We start from the raw sequence: 13712 nt of genomic DNA on the forward strand, positions 1-13712 counted from the left end.
TTTGACATCTCGTGACGCTGATCATGCATCACACCGAAATCTGCGTGAATCCGAGGTCGCTGTACTGGCTGTTCAGGTCGCCGAAGTTCGGTTTCCCGATGAAGAAGGCAAATATTTCGTCGGCTTTCCGGACCGGATCGACGTCCTCGAACCGCTCGGGATAGAGGGTCTTGCCGATGAAGTAGGCGTCGGCGAGCACGGTCTCGTAGTTTACGTTATAGAAGTTGTACGGGAGGACGCCGTAGACCCTGCCGTTCTTCGCTGCCGAAAGGCCCTGCAGTGCCGGGTCGGTCTTCAACTCGCCGATGGCGCCGTCGCTCTCCATCTGGATGGTGCCGGCGTCGATGAAGATATAGTCGGGGTTCCAGTCGACGAGCGCCTCTTTGGCGATATCGGCGTGCGCCGTCCCCATGCCGGCGGCGACGTTCTTCGCGTGCACCCAGAGGAAGGGCGGGTAGGCGGGTTCGGTGGAGATGATCCCATGCGCCCCGGCCGAGGAGACGCCGCCGACGTAGACGCTCTTCTGTTCGGCTTCGGGGATGTCGCCGGTCCGCTTCTCGAGGTCGGCGATCGTCGCCTCGATGTAGGCGATCACCTCTTCGGCCCGGTCCTGCTCCCCGAGGACCTGGCCCATCACCCGCAGACCGCCGTACATCTCGGCCTTCTCGGCGTCATTGCGCAGGGAGCCGTACGGGAAGGCGACGACCGGGATGCCGGTCTTCTCCTGGAGGGTGTCGGCCTCGGCGGCGCTGGTGCCGTAGGCCGTCCCGGTCGAACCGGTCTTGAAGACGACCTCAGGCCCGATCCCCAGGATCTTCTCGGGATCGTCCTTGCCTCTCATCTCGCCGATCAGGGGGAGGCCTTTGAACTGCGACCCGTATGCAAGGGCATAGGGACGGCCTTCGATCACCTGCTCTTTCTTCTCGTTGCTGTCCACGCCGACGACCAGGTCCTGCCCGCCGAGATAGACCAGGTAGCGGAGGCCGCCTGAGCCCGAGCAGATGACGCTCTCCGGGGGCGAGGGAACAGTGACCGTCCGGCCGAAGCCGTCGGTCACGGTGAGTTCTGACGGTCCGGACGGCGCGGCTGGCGTTACGTCGGTGCCGGTGCACCCGGCACTTAAAGCGAGGGCCAGAACGACACCTATCAATCCAAGAATAAGTACAATATTTTTAATCATATTTCTTCACCACGTGGATTATTATATGACCATATAACGTATTTAGATTAATTAATCTTACTAAATTTAAAAATTATATGAATTTATCCGGGCTCGCCTGAACCATGCATTCTGCAGCAAGGCGCCGGAGGGATCAGGAAAAGATGCCGGGAACACGATGGTGCTGAAAAAAAGCGGGCAGAAGAGGGAAGGGATCAGGATCCCGATCAGGCCGTCTCGATGGAGACGACCTCCGCCGGCGTCCCCCACTGCTGGATGGTGGCGACGTCCACCGGTCGGAGCGTGAACCTTACCCGAAGTCCGTCCTGTGCGAATGCGGGGTCGAGGTCCAGGGGCAGGTAATGCGTGCCGTCGTCGGCGACGATGCCGTAGAACCCGCCCTCGAGATCGATGTAGGTGACCGTGCCGGTGCCGGTGACGGTCCCCTCCTCACCCCCGGTGCACCCGCAGACGAATGCCAGGGCGGCGACGACGATCAGAAGGGCCATGCCCGGATGTGATCTCATTCTCATATCTTTCACCACCGTCCAGATACACCGGGAGGAGGCATATATATTGTCATAACTGCGGGACCGTTCGCAGTCATCCGCCCGGGTCACCTATAAATATCCGGCCAGAGAATCGGGGTAATAATCGCCCACCAGGGGCGATTGGACCGGTGGTCTGGATGATCCTTGAAAAAATCGTATCCGAGGGACTCGCCCACAACTCGTACCTGGTCGGGGCCGACGGCGCCGCCGCCGTCATCGACCCGAGACGGGACTGCGGCGTGTACGTTGAGATCGCGGAACGCCACGGCCTTGCGATCACCCATATCTTCGAGACGCATAGAAACGAGGACTATTGCATCGGGTCGCTCGAACTGGCGAAACAGACCGGGGCCGCGATCCTGCACGGGGCGGCGATGGACTTCGCCTACGGGACGCCGGTCCATGACGGGGACGAGTTCGCCGTCGGGTCCCTCCAGATCAGGGTGCTGGAGACGCCCGGCCATACCGACGAGAGCATATCGCTTGTCCTGACCGATACGGGCGTCTCGCCCGACCCCTACCTGGTCTTCACCGGCGACGCCCTCTTCGCGGGCGATGTCGGCCGGACCGATTTTTTCAAGGACCGCCTCGAGGAGATGGCCGGGAAACTCCACGACGCCCTCTGGCAGAAGATCCTCCCGCTCGGCGACGGGGTGATCGTCTGCCCGGCCCATGGCGCGGGGTCGGTCTGCGGCGGGGGGATCGGCGACCTCCCCCTCACCACCATCGGCTACGAGAAAGGGACGAACCTGCTCCTGCACCTTGACCGGGAGACCTTCATCAGGGAAAAATCCACCGAGCACCATTATATCCCGCCCTATTTCGCGATGATGGAGCGCTACAACCGCTCCGGCGTCCCCCCGCTTGCGGGGAGGCAGGTGATGCGCCCCCTCGCCCCGGCGGAGGTCGAGGGCGCCGCAGACAAAGGAGCGCTCATCGTCGATATCAGGGGCCCTGCGGCTTTCGCCGGCGGGCATGTGCCCGGGAGCCTGAACATCTGGTCAGGCGGGCTTTCGTCGTTTCTCGGGTATTTCGCCTCGTACGACCGGCCGATCGTCTTCGTCGACGAGTTCAACCTCGCCCTGCAATCGGCAGAGGCCCAGGCGCTGCGGATCGGCTTCGACCGGATCGCCGGCTACCTCGGCGGCGGGATGGGAGCGTGGAACAAAAGCGGGCGCCCCATCGGGCGGTGCGGGACCTGCGCAGTGGGAGAGGTCGATCTCCACGCCGAGGGCCAGTTCATCCTGGATGTCAGGGACATCCGCAACCGGACCGCCGCCGGCGCGATCCCCGGGTCCTATCACGTGTATGCAGGAGAGATCGAAGGGGGCCTCGCCGCCATCCCGAAGGACCGGCACGTCCTGGTCTACTGCGACGCCGGGTTCAAGGGAAGTCTTGCCGCCTCGGTGCTCCTGAGAAACGGCTACGGACGGGTGACCAACATCCTCGGCGGGATGGCCGCCTGGAAAAAGGCCGGGCTCCCGGTGGAATGGACCGGGGCGTGAGGGGCGGCAGGCCCCCCGGCATGGGACTCTTCGATTTTCCAGAGCCCTCATGATCTCGGTGCGAAGAGACGAGAGAACGAACAGCGAAGGTCGCCTCTGCCGGGGGTTGCACCCCCGGACCCCTGCATACGATTGCCCTGGAGATGAGGGAACGGGAGGGGCAGCGCATCTGTCGATGAAAAATAATGGATGGACGTGCGGCGTGGTTTGCCCGTCCCCACCCCTATCGCATGTGCGGGGGGGACCGGGGGGCGGCAGGCCCCCCGGCATGGGCAGAACCAGATTTCGCGTACAAGCACACAACACCCGCCTCTGCCCGGGGGTTGCCACCCCCGGACCCCCGCACACGATTGCTCCTGACATGCGGGGAAGGGCCAGGCGGAGCATCTGGCGATGAAAAATTGATGGATGGGCGTGCTGGCGTATCTTGTCCATCCCTGCCCCAATCGCAGGTCTATGGGGCAGCCAGCCCCCCGGCATGGGCTGCTCGGTTTTCCAGAACTCTTACTCTCCATGTGCGAAGATGTGATAATTACTCAGGATGACGAGGACACCGCGCCGGGGGTTGCCCCAGCCATGCGGGATCGGTCGGGCCGGAGAGGCGATCATCCATCATCCCCCGATCGCACCGGCGGATGGATCAATCAATGTTCGTCCAGAAACACTTCACCCCATCTCATTGTGGCCTATCGTCCCGGATCGCCTGAGCGGCATCAGATAAAGGTGTCATGGCGACCCGCACACAGGAGTGAAGGGCCAGAAAAAATAAGGAGGTCAGGGGAAGCCGCGACCCGGCGTCACGGCGGCAGCATCACGGCGTCGATCACGTGAATGACGCCATTGCTGCATTCGATGTCGGCGGTCGTGACGTTCGCACCGTCCACTTTCACCCCTCCGTCCGTCGTGATGGCGAGATCAGACCCCTCGAGGCTCGTGAGGCTGCTCATCCCCGCGATCTCCGTGGACATGTATTTCCCTGCGACCACATGGTAGGTGAGCACGCGGCTCAGTTCGGTCGTGTTCGCAAGAAGGCCGTCGAGCGCTCCCGCGGGAAGCGCTTCAAACGCTGCATCGGTCGGCGCAAACACCGTGAACGGGCCGTCCCCCTTCATTGTTTCGGTCAGGTTCGCCGCATCGAGGGCGGTGAGCAGGGTCGTAAAGGTCCCGGCCTCGGTCGCCGTTTCGACGATGTCCTTCTCCGCCGGGGGCGCAGTCGTCTGTTCGGTGGTCTGTTCGGTCGTAGGTTCGGCAGTCGGTTCGGTGGTCGCCACCGTCGTCGGGGGTGTCGTAGAATCGCCGGTACACCCGCATATCAGGATGGCCGCGACAACAAGCGCAGCCATAAAAATCGTTAGCATTTTTTTCATTATTCATCCCCCCCAGGGACAGTGCATATCTGGAGTTAATGACATTATATTATTTGTGGAATAATTCTTCATCTCCGAGTATTTTATCCAGATCCTCAGGAGAGGTCACCGGCTGCTCGCAGGCGGTTCCCCGGCAGAGATATGCCGTCGCCTTTCCGCCCTGCGCAGACATGAGGGCGGTGTGCGGAGCCACCTCTGCAAGAACATCGGCGCTCCTCCGATCTTTCAGGAGGACGGTGAGGTTGGGGCGGTAGGATGAGGCGACCAGGTCGAGCATCTTTCGGGTCGCCGGGTCGTCTCCTTCGCCCGCGATCACGAGTTCGTCCGATTTCGTCGAAGCGGCAAGGAGCGCCGCCATGTACCAGGCATGGGCAGAGGGGTTTCTCCCGGCATCCCCTGCAAACGCATCGAACGAGGAGGAGGAGGCTTCCCAGTAGCGGCTCAATCCGGTCAGGCGAAAGAGCGTGACCAGGGCAAAGAGGGCCATGGAATTCCCCGAGGGGAGTGCGCCGTCGTGGATCTCCTTCTGCCTGAGGATCAGCTGCTCGCCGTCGGCGGAGACGGTATAAAATCCGCCTCCCGAAGGATCCCCGAACCGCTCGATCATCGCGTCGGCAAGGCGGCAGGCCTCCCTGAGGATCTCCGGGTCGAACGACGCCTCATAGACCTCTGCAAGCGCCCAGACGAGGTACGCATAGTCGGCGAGCATCCCGGAAACCGCCGCCTCCCCGTCCATATACCGGTGGAGAAGCCCCCCGTCTGGCCGGCGCAGGCGGTCGAGGAGAACGCCTGCCGCCCCCTGTGCTGCCGCCACGTACCCCGTCCTGCCGGAGTACCGGCCTGCACGGGCAAGCGCCGCGACCATCAGGGCGTTCCAGTCGAGAAGGATCTTCTCGTCCCGGTGCGGCCGTGCCCTCCCCTTCCTGACCGAGAGGAGTTTTTCCCGCACCGCCTCAAGCCTGCGCCTGATCTCGTCCTCGGGGATGCCGGTGGTGCGGGAGAGGACCTGCGGCGATACGGCCCGGTGGGGGATATCCCCTGATCCCTCCCCGATCCCGTATGCCTCGATGAAGAGGGCCGCATCTTCGCCGCCGACGGCAGACCGCACCTCCTCTGCAGTCCAGAGATAGAACTTCCCCTCGACCCCCTCGCTGTCCGCATCCTCCGCGGTGTAAAACGCCCCTTCAGGAGAGGCGAGGTCCCTCTGGACATAGGTGAAGATCTCGTCGGCGGCGCTCAGGTAGAAGGCGTCGCCGGTCGCCATATGGGCCTCGGTGAAGGCGAGGGCGAGCATCGCCTGGTCGTAGAGCATCTTCTCGAAGTGAGGGACGAGCCATTTGCGGTCGGTCGCATACCGGTGGACACCGAAGCCGATCTGGTCGAAGATCCCGCCGCCCCGCACCTCCCTGAGGGTCTGTTCGGCCATCGCGAGGGCCATGGGATCGCCGGTCCAGTGCCAGTACCGGATCAGGAAGATGATCATATGGGGCGAAGGAAACTTCGGCGACCGGTCGAAACCGCCATACGAGGGATCGTAGCGCCGCTTCATCTCCGCATACCCCTCCCGGAGAAGAGCGGTCTCGGCCTTCCCCCGCAGGGAGGCCCCGGCCCCGAGGTCGTCGACGATCTCCCGCGCCGACCCGACGAGGTCGTCGCGCCTCGTCTCCCAGAGATGGCGGATCTTTTTGAGGACGTCGATCAGCCCGGTCACCCCGAGCCTCGTCTCTTTCGGGAGATAGGTGGCGGCGAAAAACGGGAGGCGATCCGGGGTCATGACGATCGTCAGCGGCCACCCGCCGCGGCCGGTGAGGGCGAGGCAGACCTGCATGTAGACGGCGTCGATGTCCGGCCGCTCCTCCCGGTCGACCTTGACGGCGACGAAACCCTCGTTGAGAACCTCCGCGACCCCTGCGTCTTCGAAGGACTCTTCGGCCATCACATGGCACCAGTGGCAGGTGGAATAGCCGATCGAAAGAAAAACCGGTTTATCTTCATCCCGCGCCTTTTTGAAGGCCTCCTCGCCCCAGGGATACCAGTCCACCGGGTTGTGCGCGTGCTGCCTGAGGTACGGGCTTTTCTCCCCGACGAGACGGTTGGCTCGCCCCTCTGATCCCCCCATCATCACAAACGATCAGCACAGCGCCGGCACATATAACTCTTTGGCAGAGGGCGAGAGAGGCCGGAGGCCTCACCGCCCGTAGAGCACGTATGTCTCCCCGTACTGGACCACGTGCCCTTCCATCGCCTGGAGAAGCGCTTTTTTCTCGGCACCGGCCTGGAGATCGAGGACGGCATCGAGGCCGAAGACCTTGAACTCATAGCGGTGATCGCGCCCCTTCGGCGGGCACGGGCCGCTGTAGCCGATCCGGCCGAAGGAGTTTTTGCCCTGCCGCGCCGCGAAGGGAAAAGAGACCTCGGGCTCCTTTGCGATCGCTTCCGGGATGATCCGGACCGGTTCGATGTTCCAGATCAGCCAGTGCGTGAAGTCGCCCCCGCCGGGCTCATCGGGATCGTTGACGATGACCGCAAGGCTTTTTGTCACCGAGGCGTCGACGCCGCCGAGCGTGATCGCAGGCGAGATGTCGTCGCCGTCACAGGTGTAGTTGTACGGCAGTTTCAGGACCGCAATTTCAACGGATATTTTTCCGACCATAATGGTGAGTCTCCCACCCCCCTGTGGAGAGCCCCGGAGATATACCTTGCGGAGTGCGGTGCCGGGCGACACTTCCGCCACGCATGGAAAGGTTATATCCTGTCCTCCAGAAGATCCAGTGAATAACCGATTGCATGGAGACCAGATCCCCGCCGCGCCTGACGCACGCAGGTGTCCATGCACACAGGAGACCAGATGACGAACATTACCGAACTCCTCCAGAGATACTGGGGATACACCTCATTTTTGCCCTATCAAAAAGAAATTATCACGTCGGTCCTGGACGGCCACGACACCCTGGCCGTCATGGCAACGGGCGGGGGGAAATCGCTCTGCTACCAGCTCCCGGCCCTTGTTCTCGGCGGTCTTACGATTGTCATATCCCCGCTCATCGCCCTCATGAAAAATCAGGTCGACGACCTGAACGAACGGGGGATCAGGGCGGTGGCCTACAACAGCACCCTGGACTATCGTGAACGGGTAGAGGTCGAACGCGGTCTCCAGAACAATACGGTACGAATGCTCTTCATCTCCCCGGAAAAATGCATGCAGCCCAGTTTTCTCAGTTTTATCAACCGGTTCCCGGTCAGGCTCATCGCCATCGACGAGGCGCACTGCATCTCAGAATGGGGCCATAATTTCAGGCCGGAATACCGGCAGCTCTCCGCGCTGAGAGAGCACTTCCCCCCGGTACCGATCGTCGCCCTGACCGCCACCGCCATCCCCGCGGTCAGGGAGGACATCTGCACGCAGCTGCAGTTGTCAGACGTCCGCGAGTATATCGGGAGTTTCAACAGGCCAAACCTCTCCTACCGGGTTGTCCCCAAGAACAAACCCGTAGAGTTTATTCTCGACTACATCGGGCAGCACCCAAACGACTCCGGGATCATCTATTGTCTCAGCCGAAAAGCGACAGAAGACCTGGCGGAAACCCTGGTGGAGCACGGACACATGGCCTCTGCCTACCATGCCGGCCTCCTCCCCGAGGTCAGGAAAAAGGTGCAGGAGGCCTTCATCAAGGATGACATTTCCATCATCTGCGCCACCGTTGCCTTCGGCATGGGCATCGACAAGCCCGATGTCAGGTACGTCATTCACCATGACCTGCCAAAGTCGGTGGAGGCCTATTACCAGGAGTCAGGGCGGGCGGGACGGGACGGCCAGCCCGGGGAATGCATCCTCCTCTATAGCAGAGGGGACCTGGCGAAAGTCCGTTACCTGCTCGAACACGACGATCAGGACGAAGAGCAGAGCGGGATCGCCTTCAAAAAAATGCAGGAGGTGGTGGACTACTGCGAGACGAACTCATGCAGGCGGAAATATCTGCTCGCATATTTCGGGGAGGAGTATCCCGGAGAGACCTGCGACGCGTGCGATAACTGCACCCATCCTCAAGAATTGTTTGACGGGACCGGGGTCGCACAGAACATCATCAGGTGCGTGCGCCAGCTGCCGACGAAGTACGGGGCGGGCATGATCACCGACATCCTGCTGGGCTCGAAAAAAGCGGAGATCGGCAGGTTACGCTTTGACGCCCTCCCGGCGTACGCCACCGGGAAAGGCTACGACCGGAACACCTACCTGACCTGGATCGGCGATCTGGTCAGGCAGGGCTACCTTTCACGGACCGGGGACAAATACCCGGTCATTGCCCTGACCGCGAAGAGCGAGGAGATACTGAGGGGAGGCGTGCCGGTGATGCTCCCCCTCCTGCAGAAAACGAGGCAGAGACGGTCAGAGGTTCCCGGTCCCGATGCGATGACCCCGGAAGAGGGAGAACTGTTCCTCGCATTGAAAAGGGTGAGAAAGGATCTTGCGGACCGGGAAAATGTTCCGCCCTACATCATCTTTTCCGATCGGACCCTCATGCAGATGGCCCGTCTCCGCCCGTGCGATCAGGAGAGTATTCTGGCGATCGGCGGTGTGGGGGAGTATAAATCAAAGAAGTTCGGCCCGGCGTTCATTGCAGAGATCAAACGCGTCGTGCAGGAGGATCGCGGGATGACGCCGCCTGGCGAGGGCCAGAGTGAATGCGAGGGGCATCTTCTGGAGGGGATCTTTCTGATCGACAGAGAGATCAAACGCCTGAACGAGGAGATCGACGAACTGAAAAAGGAGAAGAGTGCCCTCCTTGATCAGGCGATGCAATCCGGGATCGAGGAGCAGGGGCATTATGTGCTCAGGTGCTCTCTGTCAAAGGTCAGGGAGTTGAATCTTGAAGCGTTCAAAAACCGTTATCCCGAGATATTTATGGAGGTCGGGATCGTCAGGCTCAAGGACGTCGATGAGATCCTTGGAAAGGATGTTGTTACGGAACTCTGTACGATAACAGAGTCGAAGACGTTCAAGGTCGCGGAGAGAGAGGTTTAGGGTGGGGGATCGCCCCTCTCTTCCACCTTTTCTTCGCAAAAAAGAGATGCGGGCTACACCCGGATCCGGATCGTGTCCTCGCCGGAAAACGGCGTGCCGTCGTTCATCTCGCCGCTGACCGTCACGGCGACGTCCACAAACATCCTGCCAACCTTCACCGTCCGGAACAGCGACAGGATCGCCTGCCGGTCGAGCGCTCCAGGCACAGCCGTGCAGAGGTCGAACGTCACCATCAGGTCAGGAACACCGTCGCCGTCGTCGTCGCCAACCTCAGAGGGCTCGCCGCCCACAATGGGCAGGGAATCGAGGCGGCAGGAGGAGGCGTCGATCTCTGCCGGGTCTGCCCCCGCGGGCAGTTCGATGAAGGCCGTGATGGTGTGGTCTTTGTTCCTGAGGCGCAGGGTGTCGGGTTTGAGGTCGACGGTTGCGTCGAGTTCGGTGGGGGCGGCGATCTCGAAGAGGTAGATGTCCGGCATACCATTGCGATAATCCACCCAGACGATGCGGTTACCCCAGATCGCAGGATAGGCTTGGTACGCCGCATCGCCGGTCACCTGCGCCTCAACACCTGTGCCGAGATCATACAGGTAGATATCATAATTGCCGTTGCGATCGTCCATCCAGACAATGCGATCCCCCCAGATCGCAGTCCACCACTGTTCTGCCGGATCAGTGCAGATCGCCGTCTCCGTCCTGGTGTTTATGTCATACAGGTAGACGTCCGCCTTGCCGTTGCGATAATCCGTCCATACGATGTGATCATCCCAGATCGCAGGCTCAGTCTGACGAGCAGTATTCGTGGTAATCTGCATTTCCGTCCTGGTGCCGAGATCGTACAGGTAAATATCGCCGTTGCCGTTGCGATGGTCTTCCCAGACGATGCTATCCTCCCAGATCGCTGGATAACTCTGTTCCGCCGCATCAGTACAGATTGCCGTCTCCGTTCCGGTGCCAATAGTGTATAGGTAGATATCCCCCTCGTTGCGAGAATCCACCCAGACGATGCTATCCCCCCAGATCGCAGGGTTGTAATGATACTGCTGAGCAGTGCAGACCGGCGTCTCCGCCCCGGTGTTGATATCGTACAGATAGACCGCCCCGTCACCGTTGCGGTTGTCCCTCCAGACAATGCGGTGCCCCCAGATCGCAGGGAGCATCTGACGCGCCGGATTGGTACAGACCGGCGTTTCTACACCTCTACCGAGGTCGTACAGGTAGATGTCCGTTTTTATGTCGTTGCGGTTGTCCTCATAGACGATGTAGTCACCGTAGACCGCAGGAAAGTATTGACTCGATGTACTCGTCGTCACCTGCGTCTCCGTGCCGACAAGCACGCCAGCCGCCGGCACCGCCATGAGGGCGGCGAGCAGGAGCAGGGCCAGCCCGGACCATGTATGTTTCTTCATTTTTTCTTTCGCCCCTCTGCGTTCTCCCCCTGCGAGAGAGGGAACGGCTCGACTTCCTGGTGGGGGGAGGCGAGGACTGCGGCCGCTCGCGGGATGACCGCAGTATCGGGGCGGGATTATATAGAGATATTGTATGAAAAATATGAACGCCCTGATGCCCGGAACGCCCTCCTTCTCGGATCGAATATACTGGATGTTGTGAACCTTTCCGGGCATTATGTGCGTAAAAATCTCCACTTTCAGTCCATGTGCTGCACTATCTGCACTGGAGGATTTCATTGGTTTTTGCCGGCTGACAGACCGCAAGATGGAGGGGCTCCCCACCACATGGGTAAAATAGAGATGCGTTCTACACCTCTTATTCAAACCAATGAGGGAAGGTAGAGTCGTGGCAGCATTGGACAATTTTCTCGGACCCCTGCACAACGGCGTCTGGGAGGTGGAGGTGCCGAAGGCGTCGGTCACCGAACCCCTCGATCCCGGGTGGAAACGATCGGCGATCAACGTCCCGACGCCCGGGACGGTCGCCAGTTACCGCAAGGGGCGCTACCACGTGCACGAGACCGCCACCGAATGGAAGGTCCACCTGGACCGCTACGACCCCGCGGTCCACCCAGTAATGCACCTGGTGGACGACGCCCCCCTCGTCTTCATGATCGCCGCCACCTTCGTGGCGCTCGTCGACGATGTCTGGAGAACGAATCCGGAAAACACCCGGGCGGTGCTGGAGGAGCAGACGACCGCCTGGCAGATGCTCGTACTCTTCGGTTGTGCCGGGATGGCGACCGGGGCGTTTGTCGTGCTCAACCCGCTCCTGTCGTTTTCGTCGATCGTCCATCTCCTGATGCCCCTGGTATTCATCGCCCTGGGCATCCTGATCGTCGGGGAGGGCGTACAGATCAGGCCCTTTCAGATGGTTTCGGCCAGACGGATCCTCTCCGGCATCATGGTGATCTTCATCGGCGTCATCTCTTACGACCTCCCTGTGGAGGACTGGGGCGCGATCATCTTCGTCCTCATCGGGGTCTGGGGGTTCGGGAGTGCGGCAATGACGTTCAGGCGCCTCTCGAGGGGGCGAGAGGCAGTTCCCGAAGGGTTTTACACCTGGTGCGCCATCGGCTGCCTCTCCCTTCTGCTCGCTCTCCTGATCTTCATGACGCCGGTGGCCCTGGTCGCCCTCATGACGATCGTCCTCGGGGCGATCGCCCTCCTTGCAGGGCTCACGCTGGTGGTGAACGGCCTGCGGTTGCGGGGCCGGATGATCCGCCGGTGATCAGGGCGCCCCTCTCTTTTCCGTAAGGATTATCGTGACACGCCCGATAAAAGAGGTGCGGAGGTGACCGGTGCCGGAAGAGAAAGAAGGGGCTGACCGGGAGGCGGCCGATACCGCCATCAGGCGGGTGGCCTGGATCTCCCTGGCCGTGAATGCCGGGCTCGTCCTGGTAAAACTCGTCCTTGCCGGGATCACCGGGAGCCTGGCACTCGAAGCCGATGCCGTCCACTCGTTTCTGGACGTGCTCGCCTCCGTCGCCCTCCTCGCCGGGATATGGCTCTCGTCCCGCCGGAGCAGGGAGTTCCCCTACGGGCTGTACAAGGTGGAGAACATCGTCTCGGTGGCGATCGCCCTCCTGGTCTTTCTCACCGCATGGGAGATCGCCGTGGAGGCCCTCACCGGGGAGGGCATCGCCCTGCCCTTCAGTGGGTGGGTGCTCGTCGCCGTCGCCGCCCTGGTCCCGGTCCCCTATCTGCTTGGCACCTGGGAGGTGCGGGTGGGAACGGCCTACCATTCTCCCAGCCTGATTGCCGACGGGAGACAGCACCGGGTGGACGTGCTCTCGACCTCGGTGGTCTTCTTCGCCCTCCTCGCCCGGTATGTCGGCATCCCGATCGATCACATCGCGGCCGTGATCATCGCCGTCTTCATTGCGTACGCGGGCTGGGGCATCCTGAAAGACAGCATGCGCACGCTCCTCGACGCCTCGATCGATCACGGGACGCGTGACGCCATCAGGTCGGCGATCCTTGCAGAGCCGATGGTGATCGGGATAAAAGACCTGACCGGCCGGAACTCTGGAAGGTATATCTTTGTCGAGGCCGGTGTCGTGATGAAGCAGACCGATCTTGCCGAGGCGGCGCTGGTGAGCGAGCGCATCCAGGCCCGTATCCGAGAACAGGTCCAGAACGTGGAGCGGGCGGTCATCCACGCCGAAGCGGGGGAACGCTCGCACCTGCGCTATGCCGTCCCGCTCAGCGACCTCGAGGGTGCGATCAGCCCCCACTTCGGCGAAGCGCCCTATTTCGCCCTGCTCGATTTTGGCGTGAAGGAGAGGAGGCTGGAGCGCAAGGAGGTGATCGCCAACCCGGTCAGGGACCTTGAAAAACAGAAAGGGCTCCGTGCGGCAGAGCTGCTCCTGCGGCAGAAACCCGACGTCGTCGTTTCGCGCCAGCCCCTTGCCGGAAAGTCGCCTGAATATGTCTTCGAGTCGGCCAGGATCATGGTGAGGATAACCGATGCGGAGAGGCTCGCCGACCTCATCGGGGAGATCGAGGGGGAGGTGCGGGAGGAGCGGGCCGCGGGCGGATGAAAATATCATTCCCTGTGTGCGGCGCCGTGGTGATCCCCTCGCATCCCACAATATATAATTGATAAGATATCTCCTTTAGGGCACGTTATTGCGGCGGGGGGCCTGCCGCCCCCCGG

General features: G+C 61.5%; 10 protein-coding genes. 4 read left to right on the forward strand and 6 right to left on the reverse strand.

The window, feature by feature from the left end; all coding sequences use genetic code 11:
- Positions 1-28 precede the first annotated feature (28 nt).
- Together METLI_RS07100 and METLI_RS12435 are read right to left on the reverse strand one after the other, a co-directional pair.
- Positions 29-1180, reverse strand: coding sequence for an iron ABC transporter substrate-binding protein (locus METLI_RS07100; RefSeq protein ID WP_004039152.1), 1152 nt, complete (start codon positions 1178-1180; stop codon positions 29-31).
- Positions 1181-1386: 206 nt separating this feature from the next.
- Positions 1387-1686, reverse strand: a complete 300-nt coding sequence (locus tag METLI_RS12435) for a hypothetical protein (protein WP_157203239.1) — start codon at positions 1684-1686, stop codon at positions 1387-1389.
- 161 nt (positions 1687-1847) lie between these two features.
- Here METLI_RS12435 and METLI_RS07110 point away from each other — a divergent pair, with 161 nt between their 5' ends.
- Positions 1848-3215 (forward strand): MBL fold metallo-hydrolase, encoded by a 1368-nt coding sequence (locus tag METLI_RS07110; protein ID WP_004039154.1) that lies wholly within the window; start codon positions 1848-1850, stop codon positions 3213-3215.
- Between the two features lie 797 nt (positions 3216-4012).
- Here METLI_RS07110 and METLI_RS07115 read toward each other — a convergent pair.
- The 3 genes from METLI_RS07115 to METLI_RS07125 all read right to left on the reverse strand — a co-directional run bounded on the left by METLI_RS07115 (position 4013) and on the right by METLI_RS07125 (position 7235).
- The gene (locus tag METLI_RS07115) at positions 4013-4558 is read right to left on the reverse strand and encodes a fasciclin domain-containing protein (protein ID WP_217178665.1); all 546 of its coding nucleotides are present in this window, start codon (positions 4556-4558) and stop codon (positions 4013-4015) included.
- 73 nt (positions 4559-4631) lie between these two features.
- Complete coding sequence (locus METLI_RS07120; protein WP_004039156.1) at positions 4632-6704, reverse strand: thioredoxin domain-containing protein; 2073 nt, start codon at positions 6702-6704, stop codon at positions 4632-4634.
- Positions 6705-6770: 66 nt separating this feature from the next.
- A complete protein-coding gene (locus METLI_RS07125) occupies positions 6771-7235 on the reverse strand; it encodes a YbhB/YbcL family Raf kinase inhibitor-like protein (protein ID WP_004039157.1) in 465 nt (154 codons plus the stop codon).
- A 195-nt stretch (positions 7236-7430) separates the two neighbouring features.
- On the opposite strand from METLI_RS07125, the gene recQ reads away from it, so the two are divergent.
- Positions 7431-9605, forward strand: a complete 2175-nt coding sequence (gene recQ / locus METLI_RS07130) for a DNA helicase RecQ (protein ID WP_004039158.1) — start codon at positions 7431-7433, stop codon at positions 9603-9605.
- A 53-nt stretch (positions 9606-9658) separates the two neighbouring features.
- Here recQ and METLI_RS07135 read toward each other — a convergent pair whose 3' ends face one another.
- Positions 9659-11011: a hypothetical protein gene (locus METLI_RS07135; RefSeq protein WP_004039159.1), complete on the reverse strand. Its 1353-nt coding sequence runs from the start codon at positions 11009-11011 to the stop codon at positions 9659-9661.
- Between the two features lie 388 nt (positions 11012-11399).
- Between METLI_RS07135 and METLI_RS07140 the strand changes: the two genes are divergently transcribed.
- Both METLI_RS07140 and METLI_RS07145 read left to right on the forward strand, forming a co-directional pair.
- Positions 11400-12284, forward strand: coding sequence for a hypothetical protein (locus tag METLI_RS07140; protein ID WP_157203240.1), 885 nt, complete (start codon positions 11400-11402; stop codon positions 12282-12284).
- Positions 12285-12354: 70 nt separating this feature from the next.
- Positions 12355-13596: a cation diffusion facilitator family transporter gene (locus METLI_RS07145; RefSeq protein WP_004039161.1), complete on the forward strand. Its 1242-nt coding sequence runs from the start codon at positions 12355-12357 to the stop codon at positions 13594-13596.
- Positions 13597-13712: the final 116 nt, after the last annotated feature.

Source organism: Methanofollis liminatans DSM 4140, assembly GCF_000275865.1.
GTDB lineage: Archaea > Halobacteriota > Methanomicrobia > Methanomicrobiales > Methanofollaceae > Methanofollis > Methanofollis liminatans.

Bases quoted from the DNA above. Each gene is read 5' to 3' on its own strand.
- recQ (WP_004039158.1), top strand. From the start codon at position 7,431: ATGACGAACATTACCGAACTCCTCCAGAGATACTGGGGATACACCTCA.
- METLI_RS07110 (WP_004039154.1), top strand. From the start codon at position 1,848: ATGATCCTTGAAAAAATCGTATCCGAGGGACTCGCCCACAACTCGTAC.
- METLI_RS07120 (WP_004039156.1), bottom strand. From the start codon at position 6,704: ATGATGGGGGGATCAGAGGGGCGAGCCAACCGTCTCGTCGGGGAGAAA.
- METLI_RS07135 (WP_004039159.1), bottom strand. From the start codon at position 11,011: ATGAAGAAACATACATGGTCCGGGCTGGCCCTGCTCCTGCTCGCCGCC.
- METLI_RS07100 (WP_004039152.1), bottom strand. From the start codon at position 1,180: ATGATTAAAAATATTGTACTTATTCTTGGATTGATAGGTGTCGTTCTG.
- METLI_RS12435 (WP_157203239.1), bottom strand. From the start codon at position 1,686: ATGAGATCACATCCGGGCATGGCCCTTCTGATCGTCGTCGCCGCCCTG.
- METLI_RS07115 (WP_217178665.1), bottom strand. From the start codon at position 4,558: ATGGCTGCGCTTGTTGTCGCGGCCATCCTGATATGCGGGTGTACCGGC.
- METLI_RS07125 (WP_004039157.1), bottom strand. From the start codon at position 7,235: ATGGTCGGAAAAATATCCGTTGAAATTGCGGTCCTGAAACTGCCGTAC.